This window comes from Agrobacterium sp. CG674 (assembly GCF_053521645.1).
On the sequence record NZ_JBNWDZ010000001.1, the window covers coordinates 361,610 to 381,308 of the forward strand.

Genomic DNA, 19,699 nt, shown 5'->3' on the forward strand with positions numbered 1-19,699 from the left:
GATGCGCCGAGGAAAGTCTCCATGAACACATCCATTCTTTTACTGATATTGGCGCTGATCGGCATAGCCAGCTATTTGCTTGGCACACGTCGCGCAGTCGCAATGGTGGGCGCAAGCACCACAAAAATGCATTCCCGGCCGGGTTATCACGGCTCCTATGTTCTCGTCTGGGCCGTTCTTCCTGCTGCCTTCATTCTGGCGCTTTGGCTAGTCATCAGCCCTCTCGTCATCACTTCAGCGGTGCGTGCGTCTTTTCCAGACGACATTCAGGCACAATCAGAAGCCCAACAGGGCCTCAGCTACGGCATGGTCGGCTCGATTGCGCGCGGGCTTGAGCGTCTGACACCGGAAGAATTCGCTGCGGCGAAAGCAGATCCGGCTACCCTGCGTCCTTTGCTGGGCTCCAAGGGTGTTGCGATTGCCGGAGACCCAGAGCCATACATGGTGGAGGCAGCCGAAACGCTGAACACCATGTCCGCGACCAGCCAGATCGGAATGGTCCTTGTTGTGCTTGTCGTGGCGCTGGGCGGTGCGATGTATGCCATGCGCGGCATTGCCCCACGTTTCAGGGCGCGCAACAATGTCGAAAAGGTCATTTTGGCAGCTCTGGTGGTGGCATCATCCATCGCCATTCTCACCACCATCGGCATTGTCCTGTCGATGCTGACGGAAGCCATTCAGTTTTTCAACATGGTGCCCGCTCACCAGTTCTTCTTCGGAACCGTGTGGGACCCACGCTTCGCTGCTGCTGGTGCCACTGATAGCGCTGGTCAGTTCGGCCTCATTCCGCTTCTGGCAGGCACGCTCTATATTGGCTTCGTCGCCATGCTGGTTGCCGTGCCGGTCGGTCTGTTTTCCGCCATCTACATGGCCGAATATGCAAGCCCTCGTTTCCGCTCGGTTGCAAAGCCGCTGCTGGAAGTGCTGGCGGGTATCCCGACCATCGTTTACGGCTTCTTCGCGCTCACAACTGTCGGCCCGTTCCTGCGCGACATTTCCTCGCAGATCAACGGACTGGCGACCGGCGACTACACGAACTTCATCCAGGCACAGAGCGTCATCACCGCTGGCTTCGTCATGGGCATCATGTTGATCCCTTACGTTTCGTCGCTGTCGGATGACATCATCACCGCCGTGCCACGCACAATGCGTGACGGTTCACTCGGTCTGGGTGCCACCCGCTCTGAAACCGTCAAGAAGGTCATCCTTCCGGCAGCCCTTCCAGGCATCGTCGGCGCGATCCTGATGACGGCCTCGCGTGCCATCGGTGAAACCATGATTGTGGTGCTGGCCGCAGGTGTGGCAGCACGCCTGCAACTCAACCCGTTCGAGCCGATGACCACCGTCACCGTCAAGATCGTCAGCCAGTTGACGGGTGACCTTGAGTTCACCTCGCCACAGACACTGGTTGCCTTCGCGCTTGGCATCACCCTCTTTGCCATCACGCTTTGCCTCAATATCTACGCGCTCTATATTGTGCGCAAATACCGGGAGCAGTACGAATGACCGACGTCGTTACTCCGGGCACAATTGCCCCAGCCGCAACGAAGAAGGTCCGGCGCGATATCGGCATCAAACGCCGCTACGCCTCCGAGCGCCGCTTCCGCACCTACGGTCTCGCAGCCATCACCTTCGGCTTGCTGTTCCTGTTTCTTCTGCTCTGGTCGGTCGTCGGCAAGGGCTACACAGCGTTCCAGCAGACCATGATCACGGTCCCGGTCGAGTTCTCTGAACAGATCATCGATCCGGACAATGTGCGTGCACAGAACCCGGCCAAGCTTGTTACGGCCAACTATCCGCTCGTCGCTCGCAATGCGGTGGCCAAGGCACTCGGCGTTTCGCTGGATGACCGCACGGCTCTGCGTGGTGTGTCTGCGATGATTTCGGATGGTATCCGCGTTCAGCTTCGTGATGTCGTCGTTGCCGATCCTGCTATCATCGGCACGACACGCACGGTTTCCCTTCTGGCGTCAGGCGATCTCGACAGCGCCTTCAAGGGTCAGGTCGACCTGACCGTCAATGAACAGAACCGCCGCATATCCGATCAGCAGCTCGCATGGGTCAAGCAATTGTCCGATGCTGGCCAGATTGCCAAGCAGTTCAACACTGGCATCTTCTTCAACGGCGCATCCAGCCGTCCGGAAGCCTCCGGCGTTGGCGTGGCTCTCATCGGCTCGTTCTATATGATGCTGATCGTGCTGGTGCTGTCTCTGCCCATCGGTGTCGCAGCCTCCATCTATCTGGAAGAGTTTGCACCAAAGAACCGCCTGACGGATCTCATCGAGGTCAACATCAACAATCTGGCTGCCGTTCCTTCTATTGTTTACGGTCTGCTCGGTCTGTCGGTCTTCATCAACTTCATGGGCTTTCCGCGCTCGGCCTCGCTGGTTGGCGGTCTGGTGCTGACGCTCATGACGCTGCCAACCATCATCATCGCCACCCGTGCGGCGCTGAAGGCAGTGCCACCCTCCATCCGTGCTGCGGCTCTTGGCCTCGGCGCATCCAAGATGCAGACGATTTTCCACCATGTTCTGCCGCTTGCCATGCCCGGCATTCTGACCGGCACCATCATCGGTCTGGCGCATGCCCTTGGTGAAACCGCACCATTGCTTCTGATCGGCATGGTTGCCTTCGTTACGAACTATCCGACAACACCCATGGATCCATCCACGGCCCTGCCGGTGCAGATTTACATGTGGGCGAACGAAGCAGAACGTGCCTTTGTTGAGAGAACATCCGGCGCTATCATCATCCTGCTGATGTTCCTCATCGTCATGAATGTTGGCGCAATCCTGTTGCGTCGGCGCTTTGAACGGCGCTGGTAGAGGAGTTGAAGGTTATGAACATGTTGTCGGATACAGCAGTTGAAAAGGCGCTGGACAAGAAAATGAATGAAGTTTCGTACAAGATGATCGGCAAGGACGTTTCTGTCTATTACAGCGAGAAGCGCGCCTTGTACGATGTGAACCTCAACGTTCGCGAAAACACGGTGACAGCTTTGATCGGCCCATCCGGTTGCGGCAAGTCCACTTTCTTGCGGACCCTGAACCGCATGAACGACACCATCGACGGTTGCCGCGTCACCGGCAAGATCACGCTCGATGAGGACGATGTCTACGATCCAGCGATCGACGTGGTGGAGTTGCGCGCGCGTGTCGGCATGGTGTTCCAGAAGCCGAACCCGTTCCCGAAGACAATCTATGAAAACATTGCCTATGGTCCACGCATTCACGGTCTTGCCCGCAGCAAGGCCGATATGGACCAGATCGTAGAGGCCAGCCTTCAGAAGGCCGGCCTGTGGAACGAAGCCAAGGATCGCCTGCACGAATCCGGTACCGGCCTGTCCGGCGGTCAGCAACAACGCCTTTGCATTGCCCGCGCCATCGCCGTTTCGCCTGAAGTCATTCTGATGGACGAGCCCTGCTCGGCGCTCGACCCCATCGCAACGGCAAAGGTCGAGGAGCTGATCCACGAGTTGCGCAGCAATTTCACGATCGTCATCGTCACGCACTCCATGCAGCAGGCGGCGCGCGTGTCTCAGCGCACGGCCATGTTCCACCTCGGCCATCTGGTTGAGGAAAATGATACCGACAAGATGTTCACCAACCCGGATGACCAGCGCACACAGGACTACATCATGGGTCGCTTCGGCTGATCCTGCCCTCTGTCGTGTCATAGCATCCACGCCACCCCGCCTGAGCCTTTGCGAGCTTGGCGGGTGGCGTCATCTAACTGGAGAATTCGAACATGCCGACACCAAACCATATCATGTCCGCCTATGATGACGAGTTGAAGTTCCTGACCCGCCGGATCGCCGAAATGGGTGGCCTTGCCGAACAGATGTGCGCCGACGCCGTGCGTGCGCTGGTCAATTCGGACTCGGCCCTGGCGCAGAAGGTGATTTCTGATGACACCATTCTCGATCACGCCGAGCGCGAAATTGGCGACAAGGCGATCGTGACGATAGCCAAGCGCCAGCCCATGGCTGCCGACCTGCGCGAAGTCATCGGAACGCTGCGCATCGCCGCTGATCTGGAGCGCGTTGGCGACCTTGGCAAGAACACAGCCAAGCGCGTTCTCGCTGTTGCCGGCACAGGCGTTCCACGCAAGCTGGCCCGTGGTATCGAGCATCTCTCCGAGCTTGCTCTGGTTCAGCTCAAGGAAGTTCTTGATGTCTATTCCACCCGTTCGGTTGAAAAGGCGCAGGCCATCCGCGAACGCGACGAGGAAATCGACGCGATGTACACATCGCTGTTCCGCGAATTGCTGACCTACATGATGGAAGATCCGCGCAACATCACCACCTGCACGCATCTCCTGTTCTGCGCCAAGAACATTGAGCGCATTGGCGACCATGCGACCAACATCGCGGAAACCATCTACTACATGGCCACTGGCAACCAGCCCGAGGGCGACCGCCCGAAGGACGATAGTTCCAACATGCTTGGTGCAGTGACCGAGTGAATTCTCTATACGACTGGCGGAGTCTCTAGCCATGGTGCCCAAAATCGCAGTTGTCGAAGATGAAGAAGCCTTGAGCGTTCTTCTTCGTTACAATCTGGAATCCGAAGGTTACGACGTGGATACCATTCCGCGTGGTGACGAAGCGGAAATCCGCTTGCAGGAACGCACGCCGGATCTGTTGATCCTCGACTGGATGCTTCCAGGCGTTTCTGGCATCGAGCTTTGCCGTCGTTTGAGAATGCGCCCGGAAACCGAGCGGCTGCCGATCATCATGTTGACGGCGCGTGGCGAAGAAAGCGAACGCGTGCGTGGTCTGGCCACGGGTGCGGATGACTACGTCGTCAAGCCGTTTTCAACGCCAGAGCTGATGGCGCGGGTCAAGGCCATGTTGCGCCGCGCCCGGCCAGAGGTTCTGTCCTCCGTGCTGAAATGCGGTGATATCGAGCTGGACCGCGAAACGCATCGCGTTCACCGCAAGGCCCGCGAAGTACGGCTTGGACCAACCGAGTTTCGTCTTCTCGAGTTCCTCATGGTGTCACCCGGCCGCGTCTTTTCGCGCTCCCAGCTTCTCGATGGTGTCTGGGGTCACGATATCTACGTGGATGAGCGCACGGTGGACGTTCATGTCGGGCGCCTGCGCAAGGCACTCAACTTCTCTAGCATGCAGGATGTGATCCGCACCGTGCGTGGTGCCGGATATTCCATGGAAGCCTGACCAGGCCTCGGGGCTAGAACGCTTCTGTATGGCGTCAAAATCTCATGCACCGCTCCCACAAGGGGCGGTGTTTTGCGTTTGGTGCAATGGATATCAATGCGTTAGCTGGGGCAGATCGTGCCAACGACCGGCGTGACCTGCACAGCTTCTGAGTGTTGATTTTAAGTTTCTGTAATTTAAAGTTTGACTCATAGGCCGGAAGGCTCTATGTATTGGTCATCGATATTTTGCTTGCTGAGCTTTGGTTACCGCGCGATTAGCACCGCGCTTTGAACTAACCCTTCCTTTCAAAAAAATCGCTACACCGCACACAGGACTCACGTTCTGTGACTTATAACTTATGCTTTGAAAGGGTTCATTATGACCACAGGCACAGTAAAATGGTTTAACTCCACCAAGGGCTTCGGCTTCATTCAGCCAGACAACGGCGGCGCCGATGCATTCGTGCACATTTCCGCTGTTGAGCGTGCAGGCATGCGCGAAATCGTAGAAGGCCAGAAGCTTTCCTACGATCTCGAGCGGGACAACAAGTCCGGCAAGATGTCTGCCTGCAATCTCCAGGCTGCTTAATACGGGTATCGACTTTCCTTTGACCACGGATGTACTGGCATTGTCGAAAGTTTGAGACCACCGAGGTCAGGCATGTTGCCTGGCCTTTTTTTATGCCGCAAGTCGGCCACATGCTTGGACGTATTGCATTCTTATATGCAAGAATACGCTTCGAGCCGTGAATGCGTATCGCTCTATCCATAAATCGATTCCGGTTTTCAGTGCGATGCGATAGGAGAAAATTCCATGTCAGACGCTCACAGCAAATCCCGCAAGCAGGCCGAAATTGCTTTCGGAGCGACGCAATCGCAGTTTTTTGCCCGCGGCAAAGCGGTCGATGAGTTGAACTCGATTGCGAGCGCCCGTGATGAAAAGACCCTCAGGCTGCGGGAAGCGCGTCTTGCGAAAGAACTGGAAGACAGCTTGAAGCCCGCAGTTATCCCAACCAAACGCGCCAAAAAAACCTGATCCCTGATCGGTATGACGCATCAACTGGAATAGAGATTTGAGAAACACTAGAAATATCAAGAACAACGAAGTTTCCGAACGTCGCGGCGCTGCTGCCGAGGCAAAGGCCGCTCTTTTGAAGGCCTATCGCGAAGCCAAGGAAGCCGCGGCTCCCACGCTCGAAGCCAAGCAGGCCGAGCAGATTGCCGTTGCCGAAGCCCGCAGAGCCCGCCAGGCCGAGCGTGACCAGCAGAAGCGCGAAGAAAAATTGCGCCTGGAAGAAGAGGCCGCGCTACGCGCAGCTGAACTCGAAGCTGCTGCAAACGCTGAGGAAAATGAACGCAAGGCGGCGGAAAAAAATCGTATCGCTCGCGTCGTCGAAGACGAAGCAGCCCGCAAGGCAGAACGCGATCGTCGCTATGCCAACCGCAAGGCCCGCCAGGGCTAAGCTTGAAGCCATGATCCTGCAGCCGTTCAATCGAAGGGCTGCGATCATCCGCTGCGAATGCTGTGCGGAGTGCGAAAGCCATAAGGCGCTTCGCACCCTTGCCGCATATGGGATCAGCCATGCCGCCGCATTTCGGTGCAGCGCCGCATGATCCCGAGGCTCTGAATGCCGTGACGTCTGGCCGCTCTTGCTGCCCCAAAGTCCTCTTACCGGTACGCCGGTTCAATCCCCGATGACAAACTGACAAATCAATCGCCATCTCCTTGGTGAAGCCTTCGCCTGTGCACCTTTGCGCTGACGCATTGCTTTGTCCAAGTCGAAAAAAAAACGCAACAAAAAAGCGGGCCAAAGGCCCGCTCATTTTATTGCGTCGAACTGCGAGCCTTAGGCTCTGCGGCGTTCGCTTACCGGCTGGTAAGCCAGCTTTGCGTGGAAGCGGCAGTACGGCGAGGACTCAGAAGCGTCACAGCCGCAGAAGTGGAAGTCGTCCTTCAGCGGGTCGCCAACTGGCCACTTGCAGGTGCGTTCCGTCAGTTCCGTCAGGGTCAGGCGCAGCGATGTCGGCAGCGTGGAATTGCTGACCGGCACATATTCGAGAATCCGTGGTGCATCCGTCTCCGCATCGTCCTTCTGGACGTTGGCGTCTGCTGCGCGTGTGTTGGCGCGGGCAGGGGCAACGCGGCCCTGGAAAGTGGCTGCGCGGGGTGCCGCAGCAGAAGGTGCAGTCGTCGCTGCCGGACGCTTTGCAGCGGGACGAGCGGTTGCAACTGTGCCGCCAGCCTTGGCGCGGCCTGGAAGGTTCAAACGATGGACTTTACCGATGACGGCGTTGCGGCTGACGCCTCCGAGCTGGGCGGCAATCTGGCTGGCGCTGAGGCCTTCAGACCACAGCCGTTTCAGTCTTTCGACCCGTTCATCAGTCCAGTTCATGCCGTGTCTCCGCTGGTCGCGAAGGCAGAATCATTCTGCTGTGCCGTGGAGTGAACCACGCGCAGAGTATCCGCCAGATTGTAGGTGACTAGGTCCGCCGCTTGCGATCTAGTAATTGAGAGTTAACCTAATCGTCGGCAGACTCCGTGACAAGAGTCGGGAGAATCATCTGGAATCGATTTTCCGGTTTTCCCCAACTTGCTGTGTTTGTGAGTCAGAAAAGCAACACCTAGTGTGCGCCATATCAGCCCCTACAACAGCTTGAGAATGCCTGAAAATGAGGACATTTGTTGACATCCTAAGGCGAAGTGACAATAGTGCCCTCGCAGTACGAGGATACCCCAAGCCGCCGCGAGGCGGCATTTTTGATTTTCAGGCACGGGATAACCGGTAAGACCCATTGACAGCGCCCTTTATGCGCAAGGAGTGAGACAGCCATGGCCGACACTGCGCCATTGTTCGATACGTTTTCCAGAGCACCCTTGCGGTTTGAGCGAGGAGAGGGCGTTTGGCTCATCACCGAGACCGGCGAACGATATCTGGACTTCGGTGCGGGCGTGGCCGTCACATCGGTTGGCCACAGCCATCCGCGCCTGGTCGAAGCCCTGAAAGGTCAGGTCGAGAAGGTCTGGCACCTATCCAATCTCTATGAGATTGCCGGTCAGGAAACGCTGGCCAAGCGGCTGACGGATGCAACTTTTGCGGACAAGGTGTTCTTCACCAATTCGGGTGCGGAATCGCTGGAATGCGCGATCAAGACGGCCCGTCGCTACCACTACACGCACGGCCATCCTGAAAAATTCCGCATCATTACCTTTGAAGGCGCGTTCCACGGACGCACGCTGGCAACCATCGCGGCTGGCGGGCAGCAGAAGTACATCGAGGGTTTCGGACCAAAAGTTGAAGGCTTCGATCAGGTGCCGTTCAACGATCTGGACGCCCTGAAGGCTGCGATCGGGCCCGAAACGGCTGCCCTGTTGATCGAGCCTATCCAAGGCGAGGGCGGTGTTCGCCCCGTTGCCCCTGAGTTCCTACGTTCCCTGCGCGCTTTGTGCGAAGAGCACGGCCTGCTGTTGATCTACGATGAGGTGCAGACAGGCGTTGGCCGCACAGGCAAGTTCTTTGCCCATGAGTGGTCCGGTGTCACGCCTGATATCATGGCCGTGGCCAAGGGCATCGGCGGCGGCTTTCCGTTCGGCGCCTGCCTTGCAACGGCGGAAGCTGCATCCGGCATGACGGCTGGCGTTCACGGCACGACCTATGGCGGCAATCCGCTGGCCATGGCGTGCGGAAATGCGGTGCTGGATATCATTCTGGCCGATGGCTTTCTTGAGCATGTGCGGGATGTGACGTTGATATTCCGCCAGGGCCTTGCATCGTTGAAGGATCGCTACCCCGACGTGATCGAGGAGATCCGAGGCGAGGGGCTGCTGATCGGTATCAAGGCGAAGATGCCGTCGTCCGATCTGCTGCACGCCATACGCGCCGAGCACCTCTTGGGTGTTCCCGCTGGTGATAACGTCATTCGTATTCTGCCGCCGCTTGTTGTAACGGCTGAAGAAGCGCGTGAAGGATTGGCCCGGATTGAACGTGCGGCGGAAAGCCTCACGACGAAAACCGCAAAAAGCGCCTGAATGCGCATAGTCAGGTGCGCGCCCAAGGCGCCACCTGCATCGATGGGACTGTATTGAAATGGCATCAGCAAAGCATTTTCTAGACCTTTCGGCCGTCGGCTCTGAGGACCTGCGGGTCATTCTGGATGACGCGCGTGCACGCAAGATTGCGACCAAGAACGGCACGGCGGAAAAGCCGCTGGCTGGCAAGATGCTGGCGATGATTTTCGAAAAACCATCCACCCGTACCCGCGTTTCCTTTGATGTTGGCATGCGCCAGCTGGGTGGCGAGACGCTGTTTCTCTCCGGCACGGAAATGCAGCTTGGCCGCGCTGAAACCATTGGCGATACGGCAAAGGTTCTGTCGCGCTATGTGGATGCCATCATGATCCGCACGACAGACCATTCGCGTCTGCTGGAGCTTGCCGAACATGCAACCGTGCCAGTCATCAACGGTCTGACGGATGATACGCATCCCTGCCAGATCATGGCGGATATCCTGACCTTTGAAGAGCATCGCGGCCCGATCAAGGGCAAGACCATCGCCTGGACGGGTGATGGCAACAATGTGCTGCATTCGCTGGTGGAAGGTGCTGCCCGCTTTGGCTACCGCATGAACATGGCGGTGCCGATGGGGTCTGAGCCCCATGACCGTTTCATGAACTGGGCGCGCAACAATGGCGGCGAAGTGAAACTGTACCATGATGCGCAGCGCGCCGTCGAAGGTGCCGATTGCGTGATCACCGATACCTGGGTCTCCATGAACCAGGAACACAAGGCCCGCGGCCACAACATTTTCCAGCCCTATCAGGTCAATGCCGCGCTGATGGGCAAGGCCAATGAAGATGCGCTGTTCATGCACTGCCTGCCTGCCCATCGTGGCGAGGAAGTGACCGACGACGTTATCGATGGCCCGCAGTCTGTGGTGTTCGATGAGGCGGAAAACCGTCTGCACGCGCAAAAGGCCATCATCGCCTGGTGCATGGGCGTTATCTGATCTGACCGGGTGCCGTTGAGGCAAGCCATGCGGGGTGCTTGAATATCCGGCATGGCTTCCTATTTGTAGCACCAAGCACGTGCTGCCGGACTTCATCGGCAGCTTTCATCAATGTTTCACCGCAATACCCGGCCGGACGTGGTTCCGTTTTCACCTCCGCCGGTTTATCTATGCGGTAACAGCATCATGCCCGCTGGCCAATTTCGCCCGCCGCCTTATCTGGCGGTGTGGCTGTGCGCAGTTGGGGCACCTAGGAGTAAGTGATATGGCAGATGTGACGGTCGATCTGGACACCCTCGAATTCGCTGGCGACGACAAGGTCGTTCCCTTTCAGGTGGAAGGGCTGGATGTGCGCGGCCGCGCCGTGCAGGTTGGGCCGCTGCTGAACGCTATTCTGGACCGGCATGAATATCCGCCGGTTGTCGCACGCCTGCTGGCTGAAGCGGTGGTCTTGACCGCGCTCATCGGCACATCGCTGAAGTTTTCCGGCAAGCTGACGGTCCAGACCAAGAGCGACGGCCCCGTGGACCTGCTGGTTGCCGATTTTACCGCGCCTGAAAACATGCGCGCCTATGCCCGCTTCGATGAGGAGCGGTTGGCGCAGGCGACGGCTGAAGGAAAGACTTCACCAGAACAGTTGCTGGGTGCCGGTATTCTCGCCTTCACCATCGATCAGGGTGTGGGCATGCAGCCCTATCAGGGCATCGTTCCGCTGGATGGTTCGACGCTTGAAGAAATCGCAGGCGTCTATTTCCGTCAGTCGGAGCAATTGCCGACCCGTGTGCGCTTGGGCGTTGCCGAGCTGTTTGACCGTGATGAGGAAGGTAAACCCCGCCACGGCTGGCGTGCTGGCGGGCTCATCGCGCAATTTTTGCCGCAGGCACCGGAGCGTTTGCGCCAGCGGGATCTACACGGCGGCGATGGCGATGAGAACAATGTCGACTATGCCGTAGATGATGCCTGGAATGAAGCGGTTGCCCTGATCGACACTGTCGATACGGATGAACTGACCGATCCGCAGGTGCCAGCGGAAAAGCTGCTTTATCGCCTGTTTCACGAGCAGGGCGTGCGGGTTTACGATCCGCAGCTGATCCTTGATCGCTGCAACTGCTCGCGTGACAAGATCAAGGGTGTTCTCTCAGGCTTCTCAGCCGATGAGATCCGCGACAGTCAGGAAGACGGCGTGATTTCCGTGACCTGCGAGTTCTGCTCCACCACCTACCGCTATTCGGTGGATGAGCTGGAAGCTGCGGAGTGACAATGATGTGCCGGATCTGAAAAGGTCCGGCACACTGTCGGGCCTTAGTTCAGCACGCGCATCAGCCCCGGGCTGTCCAGCGAGAACGCGGGGATAGCCACGGTGAAGACTTCTCCGGCGTCAGACTGCATCTCGTAATGGCCGAACATCATGCCGGATGGCGTGTCCAGCGGGCAGCCGGATGAATATTCGTAAGTGCCACCGGGCTCCAGATGCGGCTGTTCGCCGATCACGCCGGGGCCGGACACTTCGTCCACCTGTCCATTTTCATCGGTGATATGCCAATAGCGGTTGACCAGCGTCACGCCGATCTCGGAATTGTTGGAAATCACAACGGTGTAGCCCCAGACATATCGGCTGTCAGCCGGGTCGGACTGCTCTTCAAGATAATAGGGGTCGACTGTGACCTCGATATCTCTTGTTAGCGCACGGTACATTACGGGACCTTAAGTAATTGGTTGTCCAGACATTCTACACTACAGGCGACGCCTATCGTCAATAAACCGTAAGGCGATATTAGCGTGGCAGCCCAAAACAATGCACGTTTCGGCTGGCATGGATTGCTCCACGGCTCATTTGGGTGGTTGAGTGTAACAGGTCTGGACCGAAGATGTTCCTTGTTTCCATGGCGTCAAATCGATCTAAGAGCGATCGCCATGGCAAACGGCCCGGTCGCAATGCCGGGCCATCCGTGTTTCTCAGGCAGAGACTGCGGCAATTGCCGCCGCAAAATCCTCCAGCAGATCGTCGGTATCTTCAATGCCGCAGGAAAGGCGCAGCGTGCCACCGGACATGCCGAGTTCGGCGCGCGCCTCATCCGTCAGGTTCTTGTGTGTGGTCGTGGCAGGGTGGGTAATCAGGCTTTTCGCATCGCCCAGATTGTTGGAAATCTTGACGATTTCAAGCGCGTTCTGCAACTTGAATGCCGCTTCCTTGCCACCCTTCAGCTCAAAGCATACCAGCGTCGAACCGCCAGTCATCTGCTTGGCAATGATATCGGCCTGCGGATGGTCTGCGCGACCGGGATAGATGACCTTGGCGACCTTGGTCTGCTCGGCCAGAAAATCAGCGATCTTTGCAGCGTTCGCCGTCTGCTGGCGCACGCGCAGCGGCAGGGTCTCGATGCCTTTCAGCAGGGTCCATGCGTTGAACGGCGACATGGCCGGGCCGGTGTGGCGGAAGTAATCCTGAAGCTCTTCCTCGATCCACTTCTTGTCGGACAGAACAACACCGCCAAGGCAGCGTCCCTGACCGTCAATATGCTTGGTTGCCGAATAGACGACGATATGGGCGCCCAGTTCCAGCGGCTTCTGGAAAAGCGGCGTGGCAAACACGTTATCGACCAGCAATTTGGCGCCGACCTGGTTTGCAAGCTTCGCAACGCCTGCGATATCAATGACTTCAAGCGTGGGGTTGGTGGGGCTTTCAAGGAAGAACAGCTTGGTGTTCGGCTGTATCGCCTTTTCCCAGTTCGCAAGATCACGCCCGTCAACCAGCGTGCATTCAATGCCGTAGCGCGGAGCAAGCGTTTCGACAACCCAGCGGCAGGAGCCGAACAGAGCGCGGGCCGCAACGATATGGTCGCCGGCCTTCAGCTGGCACATGATGGCGGCAGTAACGGCAGCCATGCCGGATGCCGTGGCGCGCGCATCTTCAGCACCTTCTAGCAGGCACATGCGCTTTTCAAACATGTCATTGGTAGGGCTGGCGTAGCGGGCGTAGATGAAGCCCTCCGTCTCGCCCTTGAAGCGCGCTTCGGCGGCTTCGGAATTTTCATAGACAAAGCCTTGCGTGAGGTAGATGGCTTCGGATGTTTCGCCATATGGAGAACGCAGGGTGCCGCCGTGTACCAACTGTGTTGCCGGGCGCCATTTCTTGCTCATGTCATCACCTTACAAACAAAAAAACCGGTCGCAATAGCGGACCGGTTACAAGCGCACCCGGTCTTTTTAGCCATTTGTTTAACGTGGCTGCAAGCCGACCGGCCAAATCACCACGGGATAAGTTGCCTTAAACCCGTTAACGACTTGCGTCAATGCTTGGCTTTTGGTTTTGTCGCCGTGAAAAGGGATGATAAAAAGATGACGAGAACGACGGGCATATTGGCAGATGGCGCGATCCGCGAACTGTTCGCATCTGGCCAATTGGCCAGCGAACGGCCATTGGATCAGGACCAGATACAGCCCGCCAGCCTCGATCTTCGCCTCGGCGCAAAGGCTTATCGTGTGCGCGCCAGCTTCATGCCCGGCCCCTCGACGAAAGTCATCGAAAAGCTGACCCGGCTCAGCCTGCACGAGATTGATCTGCGCGAAGGCGCTGTTCTGGAAACCGGCTGCGTCTACATCGTGCCGCTGATGGAGGCGCTGGCGCTTCCGGCTGACATGGCAGCCTCGGCCAATCCGAAAAGCTCGACCGGACGCCTCGATATATTCACCCGCGTCATCACCGATTATGCGCAGGAATTCGACAAGATCCCGGCAGGCTACCACGGCCCGCTCTACCTCGAAATCAGCCCGCGCACATTCCCCATCGTCGTGCGCCAGGGCTCACGCCTGTCGCAGATACGCTTCCGCATCGGCCATGCCTTGCTAGCGGAAACGCAGTTGCTGGCGCTGCATGAAAGTGAAACGCTGGTCGCCAGCGAAACGCCCAATGTCTCCGGCGGCGGCATTGCTTTGTCCATCGACCTTGAAGGTTTCGGGGAAACGGGCCTGATCGGCTATCGCGGCAAGCACCATACGGCGGTGGTGGATGTCGACCAGAAGGCCGCCCATGATGTGCTCGATTTCTGGGAGCCGATCTATTCCAGAGGCCGCGCCGAACTCATCCTCGATCCCGATGAATTCTACATCCTCGTCTCGCGCGAAGCCGTTCACGTGCCACCGCTTTACGCCGCCGAAATGACACCCTATGACCCGCTGGTCGGTGAATTTCGTGTGCACTATGCCGGCTTCTTCGACCCCGGCTTCGGCCATGCCAGCGCCGGCGGCACAGGCAGCCGCGCCGTGCTTGAAGTTAGAAGCCACGAAGTGCCCTTCATCCTCGAACACGGCCAGATCGTCGGGCGCCTCGTCTATGAGCATATGCTGACAAGACCCGAAGGCCTCTATGGAACAGGCCTCGGCTCCAACTATCAGGCCCAGGGCCTCAAGCTCTCAAAACACTTCAAGGCTGAGTAGCCCCTTCTTGACAGGCCGGCCAAACTGCCCGAAGTTTCAATCGCGCGGGTGTAGCTCAATGGTAGAGCAGCAGCTTCCCAAGCTGAATACGAGGGTTCGATTCCCTTCACCCGCTCCAGTCGTTTTTTGAGAAAGCTCAATCAGGCGAACAGTCGGTGCGATTCCTGAAAGTGCCAAGGACGCTTGGTCACCACCTGCGCGTGTGGTGGGCCGTCAAACATGCGCTGTTGCGTCTGCATCGTCGTTGAAATACTTGAGCAGTTCTTTCGATCTTCATTTCTGTTTTCATTGCATTTTAAAACGGCATATCACGCCACGTTACAAAGCGTATGTCTGCCGGTTCGCATTTTCAGGCTCGCATGTTTTTCAAACAGGTCAGACAGCTGCTTCCCGTTCTGGTGACGGCAGGCATGGTTATTGGGGTGCATGGGCTGCAACTGACTTTGGTTGCCGTGCGCGGTGCGTCTCATGGGTTTTCTGTCACGCTCATCGGGGTCATGAGTGCGGTTTACAGCCTGGGTTTTGCCGTGGGGTGCCTGTGGGCCACGCGGCTTTTTGGCCGGTTCTCCCACGGCCAGATCTTCAAGATATTGGTGACGGTTGCGGCGGCGGTGGCAGCGATGATGGCGTTGACGGCTGATCCGCTCATCTGGATCGGCCTGCGGTTGGTATCAGGTTTCGCCTATGCGGGTCTGCTGGCCTTGATTGAAGGTTATATCAACGCCAATGCCGCCAATTCCCATCGGGCGCAGATATTGTCGATCTACCGCTTTGTCACTCTGGGTGCGGTGGCTGCGGCACAATACGCCATTCCCCTTGTTGGCGTGAACAGTTCCGCGCTTTTTCCGCTGATATCGGCTGTCCTGATCGCAACGCAGCTTCCATTTTCTCGCGTTAAAACCGCTGGCTCTGCCGCTGCGATAACTCTTCGTTTTGATCTTTGCAGCGCCTGGCGCATCAGCCCTCTGGCCGTCCTGGGCGCTATCGCGGCGGGCATGACGGCGACCACCTTTCGCTCCACCGGGCCGGTCTACGCGCACCTGGTCGGCATGACACCAGCCGGTATCGCAACCTTCATGAGTGCGGGTCTGATGGGCGGGCTCGTCCTGCAATATCCTCTCGCCTTCTTTTCAGATCGCATCAACCGCATAGCGGTTATCGTGGTCACGCTCATGGGTGCGGTGGCCGTGGCGGGGTTTCTTGCAGCCTTTGCTGATACCAACACGATGCTCAACATGATCGGCATCGCCATCTTCGGGGCATTCAGTTTTCCGGTCTATGCCCTGTGTTCTGCGCATGGACATGATCGTGCAGGCAAGGGCCATGAAAACGTCGCCCTGGCGGCATCCCTGCTGTTCTTCGTGTCTGTGGGCGGCGCGCTCGGCCCCTTGCTCGTCTCCGCCCTCATGCAGCATGCGGGGCATGCGGCATTCTTCCTTTACATGATCTCTGTTCACGGATTCATGGGTGCCTATGCCGTCTATGCTTTGACGACAGGCGGTTTGAACAGAAGCGGGGTAAAGCCCTAGGCGTTCGTCAGCGCCCTGATCCACCCATCAAAATCAGCGGCGGATTTGCTGTCTTTTGCCGCCTGCGTTTCGCTGAGTTGACGCCGGTACTGGCCGGGAGACATGGCGAAAAGGTCTGAAAATGTTCGTATGGCGTGGCTTTCGCTGGCAAAGCCGACCTGGTGACACAGAGTGCCCACGCTGAAGCGACCCATATCCGGTCGTGCAAGCAACTGGCGCAGCTTCGTTGCTCTGGCCTTTTGTATGTGGCGGGAAATGCCGCCCGCAGACTTGAAAAGATCATAGAGACGTGTGCGGGAAAGATTGGCTTTTTTGCTCAGCCATTCGGGAGAGAGGTTGCGGTCGGCGATGTGCGCATCGATCAAAAGCCGCACACGTTCCACGGCATCGTTGGGGTCCTTGGGTTGCGCAGTGTTGCTCGTGTCCAGCGCCATGGCCAGCGCCTGCCGAAACATCTGCGTCACGCGCCCGGCAGCGGCCATGTCATGCTGCAAGGGGCGCCGCACCAGTGATGCCATGAGGTCGGCCAGAATGAAGGCGTTGCCACCATTGAGAACCGTGCCGTGCAGGTTGCGGGCGTCCGTATCCACGGTGCTGACCAGATCTGCCGCAACAGAAAACGTGACATAGTGACAGTCTGTCATCATCGTGCGTTGCGCTTGTGTGGTGTCGAAGAGAACAATGTCTCCTGCCGCAACAGAGCGCGTCGCGTTCGGCGTTTCCACCTCTAACTGGCCTGAAAGATTGAGCTGCAAGGTAAAATGTTCGAACCCGTCCGCGCTTGCCCGGCGCAGGGAGCGTTCATGCGCAACATCATTCAGCTTGCGCTCGAACATCACGAGCTTCCCCAGGCGCGATGCCTTCACCCAGCCACGGAACCCAGGGCCATTGGTGCTGACATCAGAGCCTCCCGCATAAAGATCGCGATAGGCATCAAAACTGTCTTGAGGCTGCAGGGCCGCACTGTCGAACACGAAGGATGTCATAATAAGCCTTGAAACATTATAATATTCAAAAATACTATTTTCTCATGCAGTTAGTATAAAATAAGAAAAATGATCCAATAATCTTTTTATACTTCGTTGTCCCGCAACAAATCGCCTGACGGGACGTCCAGACAATGAATGCGGACGCTCAGACATATTCGAAAACCAGCGATACTGATAGATTTGCCGCAGATTTTTTATATCCGCGTTGAATCTAAACTATGCGGTTGCAGCAATATGCAGGGGAATGAAGCGAAATGACGATCACATTTGGTAAGCCGGATCATGGCGTTGCGAGAAACACGCGCAGGCTTTTCAGCACAACATCGTTGATTGCGCTGGCGCTGGCTGCAACGACGGCGTTTCCGTTGACGTCGCATGCAATCGGTCCGCCTACGACACCTCCAGTCGACACTTCCAATACCAGCGCAAACACCACCTTCGACCAGTTCACGAGTTCTGGCGGCATCGTCGGTCTCAGTGGTGATGGGTCGACATTGCTCGTAAGCACGTGGAACAGCAGCCTCAATTATAGCGTACCCTATCTGTGGAAGGACTCTGCGGGAACCTCCCCGACCACCACCGGCGGGTTAAGTCCAAGTGGTATTAATGAAGACGGTTCTGTCTATGTTGCCTCGGGCCAAGATAAAATCTATCGCGTAAAGAATGGTGTCATCGAGGATTTGGGAGCGTTTGGTAGCGGCTCTGCTTCCGCCAAAGGTGTGAGTGATGACGGCAATGCCCTTTTCGGTGAAGGCTATCTCCCAGGTTACACCCAGTATCATGCTTTTTACTGGTCGACAGCGTCGGGTGCCGCAGAAGACGGCGTCATGGTGGACATTGGAACGCTGAATGGCAACGACAACTCGTATGCCTATGCGATCAGTGGCGATGGCACAACGGTCGTTGGCTATTCGGATAATGAGGCATTTCGCTGGCAGGAGGGGGGTACGATTACCGGCTTGGGCAAACTTGCGGGCGCCTACTATTCAAATGCCAGTGCTGTTTCAACCGATGGCAGCGTTGTCGCGGGTGAGTCATCTGGCTCAGCCTCCAGGACCTTTCGCTGGACGGATAAAGGCGGGATGCAGGATATCGGCGGGCTCACTCTTTCGATCCCGCTAAATTACCAAGACGTGAGCTTTGGCGCGATGAGCGCCGATGGCAGCACAATCGTTGGCCAGATTTATGTTTCTCCTGTCGTGGAGGATTCATACGACGCTGCCTATCGGTGGCATGTGGGCAGCGACGGCATAACCGGAACGCTGCAGAATCTTGGTAACTTCGGTGGGACTGAAGCCGAAGCTCTCGCCGTCAACGCGGATGGAAGTGTCGTTGTAGGCTCGGCAGAGGATGCCGCTGAAGTATCCCACGGCTTCCGTTGGACGGAAGCGACCGGAATGGTCACCGTTGAAGACTGGTTGCGCGCCAACGGTGCCACCATTGCGGTGGACACGACGGTATCAGCGGAAGCAGTCTCCAATGATGGTAACGTGGTTGCGGGCATGACCCAGAACGGTCAGTTCTACTATGCCCGCGTCAGCGCTCTTGGCACCGGCATCATCGCGCCGGAACAGTTCGTGCCGACCATCCAGAGTGCTGCGGCCACGCCCACCACCACGCAGCTTGGTTCTGCCAACACCGCCATGTTCGGTGCTCAGGGCAGCCCGATGCGCAACTTGCTCAATGCCGGTCAGCGTTCCGCCTGGGGCACGGTGGATAGCGGTTATGACAAGAGCGATGCTTCCGATGGTAGCTTCGGCCTGGGCGAAATCGGCATGGGTTATGGCATTGCCGATGGGGTCACAGGGCGCTTTGCCATCGGTGGCACCTATACCAACCAGGATCTGGAAGGCGGCGGCGATTTCAACTTCAAGGGTTTCTATCTCTCGCCTGAAGTCACGGCCAATGTCGTCAGCAATCTCTATGTGACGCTGGGCGGTTATTATGCTGGCGGCAAAATGGACATTCACCGTGGCTATATGAATGGCGGCGCGCAGGATTTCTCCAACGGCAACACGGATACGCAGACCTTTGGCGGCAAGTTGCGTCTGGACTGGCTGGATGCGGTCACCATTGCCGATACGGCCATCTCTCCTTACATCGGCCTGTCACGCGCCAACAGCAAGGTGGATGCCTACACGGAAAGCGGCGGCTCCTTCCCGGTTGCCTATGACGAGATGAGCGATCACGCAACGATTGCGCGTCTGGGTGCAGACTACGTTCACCCGCTGACGGACAGTGTCACTCTTCTGGCCCGTACGGAAGTTGCCCATCGCTTCGAAGACAAATCTTCCGGCACAACGGCTGAGATTCTCGGCCTGTCATCGGTTGATCTGCCCGGTCAGGATTTGAAACAGTGGTGGGTTCGCGGCGGCCTCGGCGCAGAATTCGCTGTCGGGGGCGGCACAGCATCGCTGATGGTCAACGCATCCTCCGAAGGCGGCGACCCAAGCGTCTGGCTGCGTTCCGGCTGGAAGGTCAACTTCTGACCCTGCCAAGGCCTGATTATTACACTCAAAACCACCGAAGCAATTCGGTGGTTTTTCTATTTCGGTGCACCAAATCACCGATGCGTGATCGG

18 protein-coding genes, 1 tRNA gene and 1 riboswitch are annotated in these 19,699 nt (G+C 57.5%); of the genes, 15 read left to right on the top strand and 4 right to left on the bottom strand.

The features are described from left to right. The first annotated feature begins 21 nt into the window (after positions 1-21). The 8 genes from pstC (at position 22) to ACQZ51_RS01820 (ending at position 6,623) form a co-directional block, all read left to right on the top strand. The gene (gene pstC / locus ACQZ51_RS01785; RefSeq protein ID WP_448774787.1) at positions 22-1,506 is read left to right on the top strand and encodes a phosphate ABC transporter permease subunit PstC; all 1,485 of its coding nucleotides are present in this window, start codon (positions 22-24) and stop codon (positions 1,504-1,506) included. Further along, a complete protein-coding gene (pstA, locus tag ACQZ51_RS01790; RefSeq protein ID WP_448774788.1) occupies positions 1,503-2,825 on the top strand; it encodes a phosphate ABC transporter permease PstA in 1,323 nt (440 codons plus the stop codon). Before pstC ends, pstA begins: the two co-directional genes overlap by 4 nt. Positions 2,826-2,839: 14 nt before the next feature. Next, a complete protein-coding gene (gene pstB, locus ACQZ51_RS01795; RefSeq protein WP_448774790.1) occupies positions 2,840-3,655 on the top strand; it encodes a phosphate ABC transporter ATP-binding protein PstB in 816 nt (271 codons plus the stop codon). Positions 3,656-3,747: 92 nt separating this feature from the next. Beyond that, positions 3,748-4,464, top strand: coding sequence for a phosphate signaling complex protein PhoU (phoU, locus tag ACQZ51_RS01800; RefSeq protein ID WP_448774792.1), 717 nt, complete (start codon positions 3,748-3,750; stop codon positions 4,462-4,464). A 31-nt stretch (positions 4,465-4,495) separates the two neighbouring features. Further along, positions 4,496-5,179: a phosphate regulon transcriptional regulator PhoB gene (gene phoB, locus ACQZ51_RS01805; RefSeq protein WP_174152016.1), complete on the top strand. Its 684-nt coding sequence runs from the start codon at positions 4,496-4,498 to the stop codon at positions 5,177-5,179. A gap of 360 nt (positions 5,180-5,539) precedes the next feature. Continuing rightward, a complete protein-coding gene (locus ACQZ51_RS01810) occupies positions 5,540-5,749 on the top strand; it encodes a cold-shock protein (RefSeq protein WP_042617912.1) in 210 nt (69 codons plus the stop codon). A 225-nt stretch (positions 5,750-5,974) separates the two neighbouring features. Beyond that, the gene (locus tag ACQZ51_RS01815) at positions 5,975-6,196 is read left to right on the top strand and encodes a hypothetical protein (protein WP_042617913.1); all 222 of its coding nucleotides are present in this window, start codon (positions 5,975-5,977) and stop codon (positions 6,194-6,196) included. A gap of 37 nt (positions 6,197-6,233) precedes the next feature. Further along, positions 6,234-6,623 (top strand): DUF6481 family protein, encoded by a 390-nt coding sequence (locus ACQZ51_RS01820; protein WP_448774795.1) that lies wholly within the window; start codon positions 6,234-6,236, stop codon positions 6,621-6,623. Positions 6,624-7,007: 384 nt separating this feature from the next. Here ACQZ51_RS01820 and ACQZ51_RS01825 read toward each other — a convergent pair whose 3' ends face one another. Beyond that, complete coding sequence (locus tag ACQZ51_RS01825; protein WP_192063348.1) at positions 7,008-7,553, bottom strand: GcrA family cell cycle regulator; 546 nt, start codon at positions 7,551-7,553, stop codon at positions 7,008-7,010. Positions 7,554-7,990: 437 nt separating this feature from the next. Here ACQZ51_RS01825 and ACQZ51_RS01830 point away from each other — a divergent pair, with 437 nt between their 5' ends. The 3 genes from ACQZ51_RS01830 (at position 7,991) to ACQZ51_RS01840 (ending at position 11,421) form a co-directional block, all read left to right on the top strand. Continuing rightward, on the top strand, positions 7,991-9,187 hold the full coding sequence (locus tag ACQZ51_RS01830; protein WP_448774797.1) for an acetylornithine transaminase: 1,197 nt from the start codon (positions 7,991-7,993) through the stop codon (positions 9,185-9,187). 58 nt (positions 9,188-9,245) lie between these two features. Further along, complete coding sequence (argF, locus tag ACQZ51_RS01835; protein WP_042617917.1) at positions 9,246-10,163, top strand: ornithine carbamoyltransferase; 918 nt, start codon at positions 9,246-9,248, stop codon at positions 10,161-10,163. Positions 10,164-10,428: 265 nt separating this feature from the next. Then, positions 10,429-11,421 (top strand): Hsp33 family molecular chaperone, encoded by a 993-nt coding sequence (locus ACQZ51_RS01840; protein WP_448774799.1) that lies wholly within the window; start codon positions 10,429-10,431, stop codon positions 11,419-11,421. A 44-nt stretch (positions 11,422-11,465) separates the two neighbouring features. Here the strand turns inward: ACQZ51_RS01840 and apaG are convergent, their stop codons facing one another. Both apaG and ACQZ51_RS01850 read right to left on the bottom strand, forming a co-directional pair. Continuing rightward, entirely contained in the window at positions 11,466-11,858 is a 393-nt protein-coding gene (gene apaG, locus ACQZ51_RS01845; RefSeq protein ID WP_448774801.1) for a Co2+/Mg2+ efflux protein ApaG, read from the bottom strand. A gap of 261 nt (positions 11,859-12,119) precedes the next feature. Beyond that, on the bottom strand, positions 12,120-13,304 hold the full coding sequence (locus ACQZ51_RS01850) for an O-succinylhomoserine sulfhydrylase (RefSeq protein WP_448774802.1): 1,185 nt from the start codon (positions 13,302-13,304) through the stop codon (positions 12,120-12,122). Positions 13,305-13,349: 45 nt separating this feature from the next. After that, positions 13,350-13,428, bottom strand: a riboswitch (SAM riboswitch). 74 nt (positions 13,429-13,502) lie between these two features. Between ACQZ51_RS01850 and ACQZ51_RS01855 the strand changes: the two genes are divergently transcribed. The 3 genes from ACQZ51_RS01855 (at position 13,503) to ACQZ51_RS01865 (ending at position 16,129) form a co-directional block, all read left to right on the top strand. Further along, a complete protein-coding gene (locus tag ACQZ51_RS01855; protein WP_448774804.1) occupies positions 13,503-14,600 on the top strand; it encodes a 2'-deoxycytidine 5'-triphosphate deaminase in 1,098 nt (365 codons plus the stop codon). Positions 14,601-14,644: 44 nt separating this feature from the next. Further along, positions 14,645-14,718: transfer RNA gene (locus ACQZ51_RS01860), tRNA-Gly, on the top strand. A 241-nt stretch (positions 14,719-14,959) separates the two neighbouring features. Then, on the top strand, positions 14,960-16,129 hold the full coding sequence (locus ACQZ51_RS01865; protein WP_448774806.1) for an MFS transporter: 1,170 nt from the start codon (positions 14,960-14,962) through the stop codon (positions 16,127-16,129). Here ACQZ51_RS01865 and ACQZ51_RS01870 read toward each other — a convergent pair. Further along, positions 16,126-17,115, bottom strand: coding sequence for an AraC family transcriptional regulator (locus tag ACQZ51_RS01870; RefSeq protein ID WP_448774807.1), 990 nt, complete (start codon positions 17,113-17,115; stop codon positions 16,126-16,128). The two genes, ACQZ51_RS01865 and ACQZ51_RS01870, sit on opposite strands and share 4 nt — an antisense overlap. 257 nt (positions 17,116-17,372) lie before the next feature. On the opposite strand from ACQZ51_RS01870, the gene ACQZ51_RS01875 reads away from it, so the two are divergent. After that, the gene (locus tag ACQZ51_RS01875) at positions 17,373-19,607 is read left to right on the top strand and encodes an autotransporter domain-containing protein (RefSeq protein WP_448774808.1); all 2,235 of its coding nucleotides are present in this window, start codon (positions 17,373-17,375) and stop codon (positions 19,605-19,607) included. Positions 19,608-19,699 lie beyond the last annotated feature (92 nt).